The organism is Pseudomonas sp. TE6283 (assembly GCF_054060555.1).
In genome coordinates this window covers 180,685-196,875 of sequence record NZ_JBSSDH010000010.1, presented here as the reverse complement: position 1 = coordinate 196,875, position 16,191 = coordinate 180,685, and the positions used below count along the sequence as shown (strand labels likewise).

Here is a 16,191-nt window from a genome sequence, read left to right as displayed (position 1 = left end):
TTCTACGCTTTCCTCATTTGCTGTCAAGCGTTTATTTTGAGGTTTTTAACGAAGAATTCGTTTCACTTCAAACACTTGACTCGCTGCGATCTCTCGTAGCGGGAGGCGAATCATACAGCGTTACAACCTGCTGTCAACTGCCTTTTTCACCGCTGCCGATCAGATGATCGAAGCACCTCCGCGACCCTCTCCAACAATCAACTCATTGATATTCAAGGAGTTTTTTGTTCCGATGTCGCTGGAAGTGGGGCGCATTATAAGGGGATCTGGCAGGGCGTCAACCGTTAATTTCATAAAAATCAAAAAGATCGCGTCAGAAGCTCTGGTACCTCCTATATAAACAGCCCCAAGACAAAAGCAGGGAGGCCTATCGGCCTCCCTGCCTCCTCCTATGCAGGTAGCGTGTCACAGCACCCCGGCAGCCCGGAGCCGCTGAACCGCCGCCCCATCCAACCCCAGCACATCGCCAAGCACCGCCTCGGTATGCTCCCCCAGCAACGGCGGCGCCTGCCGATACTCCACGGGCGTCTCCGACAACCGGATCGGGCTGGCCACCTGCGGCACACTGCCCGCCAACGGATGGGGAACATTCACCGCCAACCCACGGGCCAGCACCTGCGGGTCCCGGAACATCTGCGCCAGGTCGTTGATCGGCCCGCACGGTACGCCCGCCTTCTCCAGTTCGCTCACCCACTCGGCCGTGGTCTTGAACACCGTGGCCTGGCGAATCAGCGGAATCAGCTCGGCACGGTTGGCCACTCGCTGCTTATTGGTGGCGAAGCGCGGGTCATCCGCCCAGTGCGCCTGCCCGGCCACTTCCGCGAACTTGCGGAACTGCCCGTCATTGCCCACGGTAAGAATGAAGTTGCCATCGGCCGTCGGAAAATCCTGGTACGGCACGATGTTCGGATGCGCATTGCCCAGCCGACGAGGCGCGGCGCCGGTAGTGAGATAGTTCATTGCCTGGTTGGCCAGGCAGGCCACCTGTACATCCAGCAGCGCCATGTCGATGTGCTGGCCGATACCTGACTGGTCACGGTGCGCCAGGGCCGCCAGGATCGCCACGGTGGAATACAGCCCAGTGAGGATGTCGGTCAGCGCCACCCCGACCTTCATCGGCCCGGCCCCCTCCTCACCCTCCGGGCGACCGGTCAGGCTCATCAGCCCACCCAGCCCCTGGATCATGAAGTCGTAGCCGGCACGCTTGGCATACGGCCCGGTCTGGCCGAAGCCGGTGATCGAGCAGTAGATGAGCTTCGGATTGACTGCCTTCAGGCTTTGATAGTCCAGCCCATAGGCCGCCAGCCCGCCAACCTTGAAGTTCTCGATGACGATATCCGACTTCGCCGCCAGCTCGCGCACCAGCCGCTGGCCTTCCGGCTGGGTGAAGTCGATGGTCACCGAGCGCTTGTTGCGGTTGGCCGACAGGTAGTAGGCCGCCTCGCTGGTGTTCTCGCCCTGGGCATCGCGCAGGAAGGGCGGCCCCCAGGAACGGGTGTCGTCACCCGCTCCCGGACGCTCGACCTTGATCACATCGGCGCCAAGGTCGGCCAGAATCTGGCCGGACCAGGGGCCGGCCAGCACCCGGGAAAGATCCAGCACCCGCAGATGGGAAAGCGCGCCCATGGCCTGGTCCTCTATTAATAGAACGCCTGGATGCCGGTCTGCGCACGCCCGAGGATCAGCGCGTGCACGTCATGGGTCCCTTCATAGGTGTTGACCACCTCGAGGTTGACCAGGTGGCGGGCCACGCCGAACTCGTCGGAGATGCCATTGCCGCCCAGCATGTCACGGGCCAAACGGGCGATGTCCAGGGCCTTGCCGCAGGAGTTGCGCTTCATGATCGAGGTGATCTCGACCGCCGCGGTGCCCTCGTCCTTCATCCGCCCCAGGCGCAGGCAGCCTTGCAGGGCCAGGGTGATCTCGGTCTGCATGTCGGCCAGCTTTTTCTGGATCAGTTGGTTGGCAGCCAGTGGGCGACCGAACTGCTGGCGGTCCAGGGTGTACTGGCGCGCGGTGTGCCAGCAGGCCTCGGCGGCGCCCAGGGCGCCCCAGGAGATGCCATAGCGGGCAGAGTTCAGGCAGGTGAACGGGCCCTTGAGGCCACGCACGTCCGGGAAGATGTTCTCCTCCGGCACGAACACGTTGTCCATGACGATCTCGCCGGTGATCGAAGCGCGCAGGCCAACCTTGCCGTGGATGGCCGGGGCGCTGAGGCCGTCCCAACCTTTCTCCAGCACGAAGCCGCGGATATCGCCGGCATCGTCCTTGGCCCAGACCACGAATACATCGGCGATCGGGCTGTTGGTGATCCACATCTTGCTGCCGGTCAGGCGATAGCCACCGTCGACCTTGCGGGCGCGGGTGATCATCGAGCCCGGGTCGGAACCATGATTGGGCTCGGTCAGGCCGAAGCAGCCGATCCACTCGCCACTGGCCAGTTTCGGCAGGTACTTCTGCTTCTGCGCCTCGGTGCCGAACTCGTTGATCGGCACCATCACCAGCGACGACTGCACGCTCATCATCGAGCGGTAGCCGGAGTCGATGCGTTCCACCTCGCGGGCGATCAGGCCGTAGCACACATAGTTCAGGCCGCTGCCGCCGTACTGTTCAGGGATGGTCGCGCCGAGCAGACCGACTTCACCCATCTCGCGGAAGATCGCCGGGTCTGTCTGCTCGTGGCGGAACGCCTCCAGCACACGGGGTGCCAGCTTGTCCTGGGCGAACTGATAGGCGCTGTCGCGAACCATGCGCTCTTCTTCAGTGAGCTGCTGATCCAGCAGCAGCGGGTCGATCCAGTTGAAGCTTGCCTTGCCAGCCATGTGCGGATTCCTCGAAAGATGGGAACGAATTGTTGTGCTGGATTGATCCTAGGCCTGATCGGCCCCCGGGACAAACGAGGATTGCGCACGGTTTAGTGATATTTTCTCACTTCGTAATCATCGGAATGCCCTGTTCAAAGCCAGACAAGTGAGGTTGACGTACATGCGCCGCAAGATCCCCAGCACCACCGCCCTGGTCTGCTTCGAGGCAGCCGCGCGTCACGAGAGCTTTACCAAGGCCGCCCAGGAGCTGGCCCTGACCCAAGGCGCCGTGTGTCGGCAGATTGGTGGTCTTGAGGCTTTCCTCAACGTGGAACTGTTCCGTCGCTCGCGCCGGGGCGTGAAACTGACCGAAGCCGGGCTCTCCTACAGCCGCCAGGTGGCTGCGCAGCTGGATGCGGTGGAGCGCGACACGCTTTCGGTGATGCGCCAGCAAGGCGCCAACGTGATCGAACTGGCAGTGGTGCCAACCTTCGGCACGCAATGGCTGCTGCCGCGCCTGAAGGACTTCCAGCAGCACCACCCCGAGGTCACGGTCAACCTGACCAACCGCACCCGCCCCTTCCTGTTCGCCGACACCCCCTTCGACGCCGCCATCTACTTCGGCGATGCCGACTGGTCCGGCACCCAATCCCACCGCCTGATGGGCGAGAACCCCGTGCCGGTGTGCAGCCCTGCGCTGCTGGAAGGGCGAGCCAGCCTCGACGCCCGGCGCATCGCCGAGCTGCCCCTGCTACAGCAGACCACGCGCCCCTATGCCTGGCGGCAGTGGTTCGACGGCCTGGGCCTGAGCGTCGAACGCGACATGACCGGCCCGCGCTACGAACTGTTCTCCATGCTGGCCCAGGCCGCCATGCATGACATGGGTATCGCGCTGATCCCGCCGTTCCTGATCCAGCGTGAGTTGCAGGAAGGTCGACTGCTGGTCGCTAACAGGCATGCCCTGTCCAGCGACAAGGCCTACCATCTGATGATCCCCGAGCGAAAGGTGGAGTCCGCTTCGCTGCGGGCGTTTCGCGACTGGCTGGTGGCGCAGGCAAAGCAGTACACCGCCGCCGGGTAAGGTCAGGAATCAAGAAATTGACCCCGTAGTCAATTATTTTAAACACCTACAGATATATGGATTTGTCGCAAATTCGTAATCTGTTCCGTATGCCGGAAAAACCGTAGCAACCCTAATGACTGCGCGGGTTTGCGGCTTATTTTGCAACATTCACAACGCCGCGAACGAAAACGACCGAAATTTTTTCATTTTTTCCCCTAAGCTGCGAATAGCGCGTATTTGACGGGCCGGATTGGAATCGTTGCGACATACGGTCACAGGGTGACTTGTAGTTTTAAGTTCGTTTCGCTTCAGAACCTGTTGAAGGCCCCTGGGTTCGTCTGCAAAATGCCTCTCCCGCCTCGAACCAGGCGGAGTCGTGCTCTACGGCCGCCCAGCCGCACCACCCGAAGTGCGCTGGTTTCCATAAAGACAATAAAGGTCACCGCAGGAGACATAGTCGTGCACATTGGTGTTCCTCTCGAGACGCAGACGGGTGAGACAAGGGTCGCCGCGACCCCGGAAACCATCAAGAAACTGGTAGGCCAGGGCCATCAGGTCACCGTGCAACGGGGGGCAGGGCTCAACGCCAGCATTCCGGACAGTGCCTATGAGGCCGTGGGCGCCACCCTGGGCGAAGCCACTGACGCCTTTGGCGCGCAGCTGGTGCTCAAGGTGGTCGCGCCCAATGACCAGGAACTGGCGCTGATCAACAGCGGCAGCCTGCTGGCGGGCATGCTCAACCCCTTCAACAACGAACTGATCGGCAAGATGGCCGAACGCGGCATCACCGCCTTCGCCCTGGAAGCCGCGCCACGCACCTCGCGGGCCCAGAGCCTCGACGTGCTGTCGTCCCAGGCCAACATCGCCGGCTACAAGGCCGTGCTGCTGGCAGCTCACCACTACCCGCGCTTCATGCCCATGCTGATGACCGCCGCCGGCACGGTGAAAGCCGCCCGCGTGCTGATCCTCGGCGCCGGCGTCGCCGGCCTGCAGGCCATCGCCACGGCCAAGCGCCTGGGGGCGGTGATCGAAGCATCGGACGTGCGCCCGGCGGTGAAGGAGCAGATCGAATCGCTGGGGGCCAAGTTCATCGATGTGCCCTACGAGACCGATGAAGAACGCGAATGCGCCGAAGGCGTCGGCGGCTATGCCCGACCGATGCCGGCCAGCTGGATGCAGCGCCAGGCCCAGGCCGTGCACGAACGCGCCAAGCAAGCCGATATCGTCATCACCACCGCGCTGATTCCCGGGCGCAAGGCGCCGACCCTGCTCAGCGCTGAAACCGTGGCGCAGATGAAACCCGGCTCGGTGGTCATCGACCTCGCCGCTGCCCAGGGCGGCAACTGCCCGCTGACCGTGGCCGATCAGGTCGTCACGCACAACGGCGTGACCCTAGTAGGCCCGACCAACCTGCCGGCCCAGGTCGGCGCCGATGCCTCGGCGCTGTACGCGCGCAACCTGCTGGACTTCATGAAGCTGCTGTTCGACAAGGACGGCAACCTGGTCATCAACCTCGAAGACGACATCGTCGCCGCGTGCCTGATGTGCCGCGACGGCCAGGTCGTGCGCAAGAACGGCTGAGGAGCACGACAATGGAAGACATGCTGATTTCCCACGGCATCTACAACCTGATCATCTTCGTGCTGGCCATCTACGTGGGCTACCACGTGGTGTGGAACGTCACCCCGGCCCTGCACACGCCGCTGATGGCGGTCACCAACGCCATTTCCGCGATCGTGATCGTCGGCGCCATGCTGGCCGCCGCGCTGACCGTCACCCCGGCCGGCAAGGTCATGGGCACCCTGGCCGTGGCGCTGGCCGCGGTCAACGTGTTCGGTGGCTTCCTGGTCACCCGCCGCATGCTGGAAATGTTCAAGAAGAAAACCAAGAACGAGGGGCAGAAGTAAGCATGAGCATGAATCTGGTAACGCTTCTGTACCTGGTCGCCTCGGTCTGCTTCATCCAGGCGCTCAAGGGCCTCTCGCACCCGACCACCTCACGCCGGGGCAACCTGTTCGGCATGATCGGCATGGGCATCGCCATCCTCACCACGGTCGGCCTGATCTACAAGCTTGGCGCGGAGCTGGCGACCGCTGGCATCGGTTACGTCATCGTCGGCCTGCTGGTCGGCGGCAGCGCCGGCTCGATCATGGCCAAGCGCGTCGAGATGACCAAGATGCCCGAACTGGTCGCCTTCATGCACAGCATGATCGGCCTGGCCGCGGTGTTCATCGCCATCGCCGCGGTGCTCGAGCCGCAATCGATGGGCATCGTCGCCAGCATCAGCGACCCGATCCCCACCGGCAACCGCCTGGAGCTGTTCCTCGGCGCGGCCATCGGTGCGATTACCTTCTCGGGCTCGGTGATCGCCTTCGGCAAGCTGTCGGGCAAGTACAAGTTCCGCCTGTTCCAGGGCGCACCGGTACAGTTCGCCGGCCAGCACAAGCTGAACCTGATCCTGGGCCTGGCGACCATCACCCTGGGACTGCTGTTCACCTTCACCGGCCACTACAGCGCCTTCACCCTGATGCTGGCCCTGGCCTTCGTCATGGGCGTGCTGATCATCATCCCGATCGGCGGCGCCGACATGCCGGTGGTGGTGTCGATGCTCAACAGCTATTCGGGCTGGGCGGCGGCGGGTATCGGCTTCTCGCTGAACAACTCGATGCTGATCATCGCCGGCTCCCTGGTGGGCTCCAGCGGTGCGATCCTCTCGTACATCATGTGCAAGGCGATGAACCGTTCGTTCTTCAACGTCATCCTCGGCGGCTTCGGCGGCGATACCGATATCGGCGCGGCGCAGGGTTCGAAGGAGCAGCGCCCGGTGAAGTCCGGCTCGGCCGACGACGCCACCTTCCTGCTGAGCAACGCCGACAGCGTGATCATCGTTCCCGGCTACGGCCTGGCGGTGGCGCGCGCCCAGCACGCGCTCAAGGAACTGACCGAGAAGCTGGTGCACAACGGCGTGACCGTGAAATACGCGATCCACCCGGTTGCTGGCCGTATGCCAGGCCACATGAACGTGCTGCTGGCCGAAGCCGAGGTGCCGTACGACCAGGTGTTCGAGATGGAAGACATCAACGCCGAGTTCGGCCAGGCCGACGTGGTACTGGTGCTGGGCGCAAACGACGTGGTCAACCCGGCGGCGAAGAACGATCCGAAGTCGCCGATTGCCGGCATGCCGATCCTCGAGGCCTTCAAGGCCAAGACCATCATCGTCAACAAGCGCTCCATGGCCAGCGGCTACGCGGGCCTGGACAACGAACTGTTCTACCTGGACAAGACCATGATGGTGTTCGGTGACGCCAAGAAAGTCATCGAGGACATGGTCAAGGCCGTGGACTGACCCGACCTTGCGCCTGTAAGAAGTGCATAAGGCCCCTGGGGAGATATTCCCAGGGGCCTTTTCATTGGCTTGATCCAGATCAACGGCTCTACTTCCGGCCTTCGCCTACGACCATGGTCGCGGGACGGTTCCGGGTGAAATCTCTAGACTGCGCTTCCAGTAGCTTCAGTAGCCTGAGATAACAATCCATGTACCGTGATCGTATCCGCTTGTCCTCCCTGCACAGCAAGGTTATGAGTGCGGCTGACGCCGCTGGCCTGATCCAGGACGGCATGACCGTCGGCATGAGCGGTTTCACCCGCGCCGGCGAAGCCAAGGCCGTGCCCCACGCACTGGCCGAGCGTGCAAAACAGTCGCCGCTGAAGATCAGCCTGATGACCGGCGCCAGCCTGGGCAACGACCTGGACAAGCAACTGACCGAGGCCGGCGTGCTGGCCCGGCGCATGCCGTTCCAGGTCGACAGCACCCTGCGCAAGGCCATCAACGACGGCAAGGTGATGTTCATCGACCAGCACCTGTCGGAAACCGTCGAGCAGCTGCGCAACAAACAGCTCACCCTGCCGGACATCGCGGTCATCGAAGCGGTGGCAATCACCGAGCAAGGCCATATCGTGCCGACCACCTCCGTCGGCAACTCGGCCAGCTTCGCGATCTTCGCCAAGCAGGTCATCGTCGAGATCAACCTGTCGCACCATGCCAACCTCGAAGGCCTGCACGACATCTACATCCCGACCTACCGCCCGACCCGCACGCCGATCCCGCTGGTGAAGGTCGACGACCGCATCGGCAGCACCGCGATCCCGATCGACCCGGCCAAGATCGTCGGCATCGTCATCAGTGATCAGCCGGACTCGCCGTCCACCGTGCTGCCGCCTGACCACGAGACCCAGGGCATTGCCGACCACCTGATCGCCTTCCTCAAGGGCGAGGTGGACGCCGGGCGCATGAGCAACAACCTCGGCCCCCTGCAGGCCGGCATCGGCAGCATCGCCAACGCGGTGATGTGCGGCCTGATCGAGTCACCGTTCGACAACCTGACCATGTACTCCGAAGTGCTGCAGGACTCGACGTTCGACCTGATCGACGCCGGCAAGCTGAGCTTTGCCTCGGGCAGCTCGATCACCCTGTCGAGCCGCCGCAACGCCGACGTGTTCGGTAACCTGGAGCGCTACAAGGACAAGCTGGTGCTGCGTCCGCAGGAAATCTCCAACCACCCTGAAGTGGTGCGTCGCCTGGGGATCATCGGCATCAACACGGCGCTGGAGTTCGACATCTACGGCAACGTCAACTCCACCCACGTCTGCGGCACGAAGATGATGAACGGCATCGGTGGCTCGGGCGACTTCGCCCGCAACGCACACCTGGCGATCTTCGTCACCAAGTCGATCGCCAAGGGCGGCGCGATTTCCAGCGTGGTGCCGATGGTCAGCCACGTCGACCACACCGAGCACGACGTGGACATCCTGGTGACCGAGGTGGGCCTGGCCGACCTGCGTGGCCTGGCACCGCGCGAGCGTGCCCGGGTGATCATCGACAATTGCGTGCACCCGGACTACCGCGCAGCGCTCAACGATTACTTCGAGCGCGCCTGCCAGCGTGGCGGGCATACCCCGCATATCCTGCGCGAAGCCTTGAGCTGGCATGAAAACCTGGAAGAGACCGGGCGCATGTTGGTCGGTTGATCATCTTTACGGCTTGAAATTGCCGGGGGCGCTTTGCGCCCCAATGCGCAACCTACAATGTTTGCGCCAGACCCGGGCTCGGCACCTGCAACAGGTACTCGATCAACGCCTCCACCGGCAACGGCCGGCTTACCAGGAACCCCTGCACCTGGTCGCAACCGAATGCCCGCAGCAACGCCAGCTGCTCCTCGCTCTCCACCCCTTCGGCCACCACCTCCAGATTCAGGTTGTGCGCCAGGTTGATCATCGCGTGCACCAGCTTGGCGTTCTCCTCGCGCTGCTCCATGCCGCCGACGAAGCTGCGATCGACCTTGAGCAGGGTGATCGGCAGGCTGTTCAGGTGCACGAACGACGAGAAGCCGGTGCCGAAGTCATCCAGCGAGAAGCGCACCCCCAGGCGCCCCAGGGCGTCCATGGTCTGGCGCACCAGCTCGTTGCGCCGCATCACGGCGGTCTCGGTCAGTTCGAACTCCAGCCAGCGGGCATCGACGCCGTGCTCGACGATCAGCCGGCTCAGGGTGGCCAGCAACTGGCTGTCCTGGAACTGGCGGAAGCTCAGGTTCACCGCCATGTGCAGCGGCGCCAGGCCGCGCTCGCGCAGGGCCTGCATGTCGCTCAGCGCCCGGGAGATCACCCAGTAGCCCAACGGCACGATCAACCCGCTCTGTTCGGCCAGCGGCACGAATTCGCTGGGCGCCAGCAGGCCGCGCTCGGGATGGTTCCAGCGCACCAGTGCCTCGAGCCCGACGATGCGGCCGTCGGCGAGGTTGAGCCGCGGCTGGTAGTGCAGCTCCAGCTCGTCGCGGCGCAGGGCGCGGCGCAGCTCGCTTTCCAGGTCGGCCAGGCTGCGGGCGTTGCGGTTGATGCGCTCGTTGAACACATGGAAGGTGCAGCCCTGGCTGCTCTTGGCCTGGCGCATGGCGATGTGCGCGTGCCACATCAGCGGGTCGGCACCGGCCTGGGCGCGGGCATGGGCGATCCCCAGGCTGCAGCCGAGCAGCAGGCTCTCGCCGTCGATCCAGTAGGGCTCGGTCAGCGCCTCGGTAATGCGCTCGGCCATCCACTCGGCGCGGTTGGGGTCGCGCCGGGTGTCGATCAGCAGGGCAAACTCGTCGCTGCCCAGGCGCGCCAGTTGATCGCTCGCCTCCAGTTGGTGCTTCAGCCGGGCGACCACCTGCAGGATCAGGCGGTCCCCCCCCTGGTGGCCGAGGGCATCGTTGACGTGACGGAAGTTATCCAGGTCGAGGTGGCCGAGGGCCAGGCCGCGGCCTTCGTTCTCGGCCAGGCGCGCGGTCAGCAGGGCCTGGAAGCCCTGGCGGTTGGCGATGCCGGTCAGCGGATCCTGTTCGGCCAGCCGTTGCAGGGTGGCCACCAGCACACCGCGCTCACGCACATGGCGCAGGGAGCGACGCAGGGTATCGGTGGTCAGCTGCGCCAGCACCAGCCAGTCGCTGACGCCCAGCGGCGCGCTGGCCGGCTCCTGCTCCAGCAGCAGGATGGTCGGCAGCTCGCAACGCCCCGGGGCCGGCTGCAGCTCTGGCGTGGCCAGCACCACGGCCTGGCGGTCGTTGGCGAACAGGCTGTCCACCGCCGCCCAGTTTGGCGCGGTCAGCAGCACGACGCTGCCGCCCATCGGCTGCAAGCACTCGCGCAGATGCACGGCCCATTCCGACTCATCAGCCAACAGCAGCAAACGCAGGGGTTCGACAGGCGTGGACAAGCGGGCTCCTTAGACGTGGGCGGTGGAACGGCGAGCGCGGGCAATCCTACCCGATTAATTGGAAATGATTTTCACTTTTAGTCATTGCCCATCCCTGGCCACCATCCCGACGCAATCTGACGTGCATCCTGCGCGAAAGTAGCAGATGCGGCAAATCCGATTCGCGCCCTGCATCACAACGTCAGACGGTCGCGCATTAACAGCCCCATGCCTGCTAGAATGCGCGGCTATTTTCTGGTTACCCCCGGTTTCTAGCATGTCCCGACTCAATCCCCGGCAACAGGAAGCCCGAGACTACGTCGGCGGCCCTCTTTTGGTGCTCGCCGGTGCAGGCTCCGGCAAGACCAGCGTGATCACACGCAAGATTGCCCACCTCATCCAGAACTGCGGCATCCGCGCCCAGTACATCGTGGCGATGACCTTCACCAACAAGGCCGCGCGCGAGATGAAGGAGCGGGTCGGCACCCTGCTGCGTCCGGGAGAAGGCCGGGGCCTGACGGTGTGCACCTTCCACAACCTGGGCCTGAACATCATCCGCAAGGAGCACGAGCGCCTGGGCTACAAGCCGGGCTTCTCGATCTTCGACGAATCCGACATCAAGGCGCTACTGTCGGACATCATGCAGAAGGAATACTCCGGCGACGACGGCATCGACGAGATCAAGAACATGATCGGTGCCTGGAAGAACGACCTGATCCTGCCGCCAGAGGCCCTGGAAAAGGCGCGCAACCCGCGCGAGCAGACCGCGGCCATCGTCTACACCCACTACCAGCGCACGCTCAAGGCGTTCAACGCGGTGGATTTCGACGACCTGATCCTGCAACCGGTCAAGCTGTTCCAGGAGCACCCCGACGTGCTCGAACGCTGGCAGAACCGCGTGCGCTACCTGCTGGTGGACGAGTACCAGGACACCAACGCCAGCCAGTACCTGCTGGTCAAGATGCTGATCGGCATGCGCAACCAGTTCACCGTGGTCGGCGACGATGACCAGTCGATCTACGCCTGGCGTGGCGCCCGCCCCGAGAACCTGATGCTGCTCAAGGAGGACTATCCCTCCCTGAAGATCGTCATGCTCGAGCAGAACTACCGCTCCACCAGCCGCATCCTGCGCTGCGCCAACGTGCTGATCGCCAACAACCCCCACGCTTTCGAGAAAGAGCTGTGGAGCGAGATGGGCGTCGGTGACGAGATCCGCGTGATCCGCTGCAAGAACGAGGAAGCCGAGGCCGAACGCGTGGCCATGGAAATCCTCACCCTGCACCTGCGCACCAACCGCCCGTACAGCGACTTCGCCATCCTCTACCGGGGCAACTACCAGGCCAAGCTGATCGAACTGAAGCTGCAGCACCATCAGGTGCCGTACCGCCTGTCCGGCGGCAACAGCTTCTTCGGCCGCCAGGAGGTCAAGGACCTGATGGCCTACCTGCGCCTGCTGGTGAACCCGGACGACGACAACGCCTACCTGCGGGTGATCAACGTGCCGCGCCGCGAGATCGGCTCGACCACCCTGGAAAAGCTCGGCAACTACGCCACCGAACGCGGCATCTCGATGTACGCCGCCAGCGAGGAGCTGGGCCTGGGCGAGCACCTGGATGCCCGCTACACCGAGCGCCTGCAGCGCTTCAAGCACTGGCTTGACGGGGTGCGCCACAAAGTCGCCCTGGAAGACCCGATCGCCGCGCTGCACGAGATGATCCGCGACATCGATTACGAGAACTGGATCCGCCAGCAGACCGCCAGCGACAAGGCCGCGGAGTTCCGCATCAGCAACGTCTGGTTCCTCGTCGAAGCGCTGAAGAACACCCTCGAGAAAGACGAAGAGGGTGACATGACCATCGAGGACGCCATCGGCAAGCTGGTGCTGCGCGACATGCTCGAGCGCCAGCAGGAAGAGGAAGAGAACGCCGAGGGCGTGCAGATGATGACCCTGCACGCCTCCAAGGGCCTGGAGTTCCCCTACGTGTTCATCATGGGCATGGAGGAGGAGATCCTCCCCCACCGCTCGAGCATCGAGGCCGACACCATCGAAGAGGAACGCCGCCTGGCCTACGTGGGCATCACCCGCGCGCGCCAGACCCTGGCCTTCACCTTCGCCGCCAAGCGCAAGCAGTACGGCGAAATCATCGACTGTACCCCGAGCCGGTTCCTCGACGAACTGCCGCCGGACGACCTGGCCTGGGAAGGCCTGGACGATGCCCCCGTGGAAGTGAAAGCCGCGCGCGGCAACAACGCCCTGGCCGATATCCGGGCGATGCTCAAACGCTGATCAACCATTACTCTTTAACTTTGCCGCTTCGTGCGGCCACCTTTGTTACATCGGAGACACACAGTGGAAGCACTGCAGCAGAAGATTCGCGAAGAAGGCATCGTGCTTTCCGACCAGGTACTCAAAGTCGATGCGTTTCTCAACCACCAGATCGACCCTGCGCTGATGCAGCTGATCGGTGACGAGTTCGCCCGCCTGTTCGCCGATTCGGGCGTGACCAAGATCGTCACCATCGAAGCCTCCGGCATCGCCCCGGCGGTGATGACCGGCCTGAAGCTCGGCGTACCGGTGATCTTCGCCCGCAAGCACCAGTCGCTGACCCTGACCGAGAACCTGCTGACTGCCTCGGTGTACTCCTTCACCAAGCAGACCGAGAACACCGTGGCCATCTCGCCGCGCCATCTCAACAGCAGCGACCGCGTGCTGGTGATCGACGACTTCCTGGCCAACGGCAAGGCGTCCCAGGCACTGATCTCGATCATCAAGCAGGCCGGCGCCACCGTGGCAGGCCTGGGCATCGTCATCGAGAAGTCGTTCCAGGGCGGCCGTGCCGAACTGGACAGCCAAGGCTATCGCGTCGAATCGCTGGCCCGGGTGAAGTCGCTGGAAGGTGGCGTGGTGACCTTCATCGAGTAAAGCCTTGCGCATACCCTGCAGGAGCGGCCTTGTGTCGCGAAAGGGGCGCGTAGCGGCCCCCAGGATTTCAGCGTTCATGCACAGTTCGCCGGGGCCGCTTTGCGGCCCTTTCGCGACACAAGGCCGCTCCTACAGGGGCCAGGAATGCCCGTCATTGCCGCGTCGCCTGAAGCGCCGCCAGCAGCAACCGCTGATACAACTCCTCCTTCAAACCCTGCGGGTCATCCAGCCGCATGCGCACCAACTGTGCCCCATACCCCTCGGGCCCCGGCGCATCCAACGCCGCCTTGCCCAACTCCAAGACCTCGCTCAGCTTGAACTTGCTCTTCAACCAGTTCAGCGCCCGTAACAGATCCCGCTCCTCTGCCGTGAAGTCAGTCCCCAGCGGATACTCCGGGAATAGTCGTGCATGCCGCGCCCGAATAGCCTCGAGCCGATCAGGCGTGTTATCAATGAACCGCGCATCCAGCTCGAAGTCCTTGGCCAGCTTGCCCGCCGCCTTGGCCTGCTCCATCAGCTCGCCCTGAAAACGTGAATCACTGATCGCCAGCAACCGCGCAATCACTTCGCTGTCGGTCTGCCCGCGCAGGTCAGCGATGCCGTACTCGGTGATCACGATGTCCCGCAGGTGCCGGGGGATGGTGCAATGACCGTACGTCCAGTAAAGGTTCGAGGTTACTTCGCCACCGGCCTCGCGCCAGCTGCGCAGCAACAGGATCGAGCGACCACCCTCCAGCGCATGTCCCTGGGCGACGAAGTTGTACTGCCCACCCACGCCGCTGAGCACCCGGCCATCCTCGAGCTGGTCGGCGACCCCCGCGCCCAGCAGGGTCATGCCGAACACCGTGTTGACGAAGCGCGCATCCCGACGCTGGCGACGCTTGCTCGCCTCCTGGCCGTATAGCTCGTTGATGAAGCTGATGGCGCTCATGGCGAAACGTGCGCGCTGTTCCAACGGCATCTCGCGCAGGCGCTGGTAGAACGCCCGTGGCCCGAGGAAGAACCCGCCATGGATCAGCACCCCCTGCTCGTCGGCAGGACGGCGCACCACCCCGGCGTCGGCCAGTGCCAGCAGGCCATTGACGAACATCTCGCTGCAGCCGTACAGCCCCTGGGCGAAGGTATCCAGCCCCCCTTCCCGCTCGATCAGCGCCTGCCATGGTCCGATATCCAGCTCATCGAGCAGCGCACGATAGCCCTCGTTGTCGCCCTGGCGCGCCAGTAGCGCCGCGGTGATCGCATCGCCCATGGCACCAATGCCGATCTGCAGGGTGCCGCCGTCGCGTACCAGGGCGCTGGCATGCAGGCCGATGCAATGGTCCTGGGTGTTCACCGGCATGTTCGGGGTGGAGAACAGCCGGCGTCGCTCGGGCTGGTCGATCAGCAGGTCGAACTGCGTCAGTTCCAGCTCCGCGTCCCCGGCCATGTAGGGCAGTTCGTCGTGGACTTGACCCAGCACCAGAATGGTCTCGCCAGCGGCGCGACGCCGGGTGATCATCGGCAGCAGGTCGAGGGTGATGTCGGGATTGCATGCCAGACTCAGGTGGTCGGGCCTTTCAGGCGTGGCCGCCACCAGTTGCGCGACCAGGTTCAGGCCCTTGGCATTGATGTCGCGGGCCGCGTGGCTGTAGTTGCTGCTGACGTAATCCTGCTGCGCCGCGTCGCTGTGCAACAGGCTGCCGGGCTGCATGAAGAACTGCTCGACGCGTATGTTTGCCGGGAGTCGGTCGGCACGCAGGTCGGCCAGGTAGGTGAGTTCTTCATAGTCGGCGAACACACGCTCGACGAAGGGCTCGAGGAAACGACGCTGCAAACCATCGCCCAGCGCGGGACGACCAAGGGACAGGGCGGTGTAGATCGTCAGCCGGCGCTCGGGGAGATCGCGAACTCGCGCATACAACGCGTTGACGAAGGCGTTGGGTTTGCCCAGGCCGAGCGGCAGGCCCATGTGGATATGGCTGGGCAGGCGGGCCAGGGCTTGTTCGACAGCCTGGTCGATGGAGCAGCGATACATCTGGGCCTCCTGAGTCATCCGTGGGTTCAGGGGTTGGACACAAGTCGCAGCGGGTTGGTTGCCTGTTCCGGCACCGCAATAGGGCCATCAGAGTCCGAAAAAACAAAAGCCCGCCATCAATGGCGGGCTTTACTCGAATCAGGTCAGGTTCACAGCCCCGACATCTTCTTGATCGCACCTTTCAGGTCTTCATCCGAGCAATCGGCGCAAGTCCCTTTCGGTGGCATGGCGTTGATGCCGGTGATGGCCTTGGCCAGGATGCCATCGAGGCCGCCCTGGTGGTCGGCGCGTTCTTTCCAGGCCGCCGTGTCGCCAATTTTCGGCGCGTTCAGCAGGCCAGTGCCATGGCAGGCGTTGCAGTGCTTGGCAATGATCTCGTCGGGCGTCTTGGCACCGCCGCCGCCGGCAGTGGCGGCCACTTCCATGCCCTTGCATTCCTGGCCCTGGACGCACACCTGGCCGACCGGCTCGAGGCGCTTGGCGATGTCGTCGTTGGTTGCAGCGGTTGCGCTCATTGCCCAAAGGGCGAATACAGCTGCTGGTACGGCCAGCATCTTCTTGATTTGGTTCACGCGAACACCCTCATGGTGGCTAATCACGCCCGCGGCCACGGAATTGCGAGCGTTGAAAAGTATAGCGGGAACCCGGAAGGCGTGAAAC

General features: G+C 63.7%; 12 protein-coding genes. 7 read left to right on the top strand and 5 right to left on the bottom strand.

What is annotated here, in order from left to right:
* Nucleotides 1–405: 405 nt before the first annotated feature.
* Both ACVWZ5_RS15800 and ACVWZ5_RS15795 read right to left on the bottom strand, forming a co-directional pair.
* Nucleotides 406–1,626, bottom strand: a complete 1,221-nt coding sequence (locus ACVWZ5_RS15800) for a CaiB/BaiF CoA transferase family protein (RefSeq protein ID WP_186600760.1) — start codon at nucleotides 1,624–1,626, stop codon at nucleotides 406–408.
* Nucleotides 1,627–1,640: 14 nt separating this feature from the next.
* The gene (locus tag ACVWZ5_RS15795) at nucleotides 1,641–2,822 is read right to left on the bottom strand and encodes an acyl-CoA dehydrogenase (RefSeq protein WP_028689912.1); all 1,182 of its coding nucleotides are present in this window, start codon (nucleotides 2,820–2,822) and stop codon (nucleotides 1,641–1,643) included.
* A 163-nt stretch (nucleotides 2,823–2,985) separates the two neighbouring features.
* Between ACVWZ5_RS15795 and ACVWZ5_RS15790 the strand changes: the two genes are divergently transcribed.
* The 5 genes from ACVWZ5_RS15790 (at nucleotide 2,986) to ACVWZ5_RS15770 (ending at nucleotide 8,895) form a co-directional block, all read left to right on the top strand.
* Entirely contained in the window at nucleotides 2,986–3,885 is a 900-nt protein-coding gene (locus tag ACVWZ5_RS15790) for a LysR family transcriptional regulator (protein ID WP_258800608.1), read from the top strand.
* A gap of 441 nt (nucleotides 3,886–4,326) precedes the next feature.
* Nucleotides 4,327–5,448, top strand: coding sequence for a Re/Si-specific NAD(P)(+) transhydrogenase subunit alpha (locus tag ACVWZ5_RS15785; RefSeq protein ID WP_258800609.1), 1,122 nt, complete (start codon nucleotides 4,327–4,329; stop codon nucleotides 5,446–5,448).
* Nucleotides 5,449–5,459: 11 nt separating this feature from the next.
* Nucleotides 5,460–5,774 (top strand): NAD(P) transhydrogenase subunit alpha, encoded by a 315-nt coding sequence (locus tag ACVWZ5_RS15780; RefSeq protein ID WP_023631272.1) that lies wholly within the window; start codon nucleotides 5,460–5,462, stop codon nucleotides 5,772–5,774.
* A 2-nt stretch (nucleotides 5,775–5,776) separates the two neighbouring features.
* Nucleotides 5,777–7,213 carry an NAD(P)(+) transhydrogenase (Re/Si-specific) subunit beta gene (locus ACVWZ5_RS15775; protein ID WP_084942333.1) on the top strand — a complete coding sequence of 479 codons (1,437 nt, stop codon included), beginning with the start codon at nucleotides 5,777–5,779 and terminating at the stop codon, nucleotides 7,211–7,213.
* Nucleotides 7,214–7,401: 188 nt separating this feature from the next.
* A complete protein-coding gene (locus ACVWZ5_RS15770; RefSeq protein WP_028689916.1) occupies nucleotides 7,402–8,895 on the top strand; it encodes an acetyl-CoA hydrolase/transferase family protein in 1,494 nt (497 codons plus the stop codon).
* 52 nt (nucleotides 8,896–8,947) lie between these two features.
* Here ACVWZ5_RS15770 and ACVWZ5_RS15765 read toward each other — a convergent pair whose 3' ends face one another.
* Nucleotides 8,948–10,615 carry a putative bifunctional diguanylate cyclase/phosphodiesterase gene (locus ACVWZ5_RS15765; protein WP_062575587.1) on the bottom strand — a complete coding sequence of 556 codons (1,668 nt, stop codon included), beginning with the start codon at nucleotides 10,613–10,615 and terminating at the stop codon, nucleotides 8,948–8,950.
* Nucleotides 10,616–10,871: 256 nt separating this feature from the next.
* Here ACVWZ5_RS15765 and rep point away from each other — a divergent pair, with 256 nt between their 5' ends.
* Nucleotides 10,872–12,881 (top strand): DNA helicase Rep, encoded by a 2,010-nt coding sequence (gene rep / locus ACVWZ5_RS15760; protein WP_028689918.1) that lies wholly within the window; start codon nucleotides 10,872–10,874, stop codon nucleotides 12,879–12,881.
* A 63-nt stretch (nucleotides 12,882–12,944) separates the two neighbouring features.
* Entirely contained in the window at nucleotides 12,945–13,517 is a 573-nt protein-coding gene (locus ACVWZ5_RS15755) for a xanthine phosphoribosyltransferase (RefSeq protein WP_011536381.1), read from the top strand.
* A gap of 151 nt (nucleotides 13,518–13,668) precedes the next feature.
* Here the strand turns inward: ACVWZ5_RS15755 and ACVWZ5_RS15750 are convergent, their stop codons facing one another.
* Together ACVWZ5_RS15750 and ACVWZ5_RS15745 are read right to left on the bottom strand one after the other, a co-directional pair.
* Complete coding sequence (locus ACVWZ5_RS15750) at nucleotides 13,669–15,531, bottom strand: acetyl-CoA hydrolase/transferase C-terminal domain-containing protein (protein ID WP_343581713.1); 1,863 nt, start codon at nucleotides 15,529–15,531, stop codon at nucleotides 13,669–13,671.
* Nucleotides 15,532–15,680: 149 nt separating this feature from the next.
* Complete coding sequence (locus ACVWZ5_RS15745) at nucleotides 15,681–16,085, bottom strand: c-type cytochrome (protein ID WP_036985953.1); 405 nt, start codon at nucleotides 16,083–16,085, stop codon at nucleotides 15,681–15,683.
* Between the last annotated feature and the right edge of the window lie 106 nt (nucleotides 16,086–16,191).

Excerpts from the sequence above, each read along its gene's own strand:
- ACVWZ5_RS15800 (WP_186600760.1), bottom strand. The coding sequence starts at position 1,626 with ATGGGCGCGCTTTCCCATCTGCGGGTGCTGGATCTTTCCCGGGTGCTG.
- ACVWZ5_RS15795 (WP_028689912.1), bottom strand. The coding sequence starts at position 2,822 with ATGGCTGGCAAGGCAAGCTTCAACTGGATCGACCCGCTGCTGCTGGAT.
- ACVWZ5_RS15790 (WP_258800608.1), top strand. The coding sequence starts at position 2,986 with ATGCGCCGCAAGATCCCCAGCACCACCGCCCTGGTCTGCTTCGAGGCA.
- ACVWZ5_RS15780 (WP_023631272.1), top strand. The coding sequence starts at position 5,460 with ATGGAAGACATGCTGATTTCCCACGGCATCTACAACCTGATCATCTTC.
- ACVWZ5_RS15775 (WP_084942333.1), top strand. The coding sequence starts at position 5,777 with ATGAGCATGAATCTGGTAACGCTTCTGTACCTGGTCGCCTCGGTCTGC.
- ACVWZ5_RS15770 (WP_028689916.1), top strand. The coding sequence starts at position 7,402 with ATGTACCGTGATCGTATCCGCTTGTCCTCCCTGCACAGCAAGGTTATG.
- rep (WP_028689918.1), top strand. The coding sequence starts at position 10,872 with ATGTCCCGACTCAATCCCCGGCAACAGGAAGCCCGAGACTACGTCGGC.
- ACVWZ5_RS15750 (WP_343581713.1), bottom strand. The coding sequence starts at position 15,531 with ATGTATCGCTGCTCCATCGACCAGGCTGTCGAACAAGCCCTGGCCCGC.
- ACVWZ5_RS15745 (WP_036985953.1), bottom strand. The coding sequence starts at position 16,085 with ATGCTGGCCGTACCAGCAGCTGTATTCGCCCTTTGGGCAATGAGCGCA.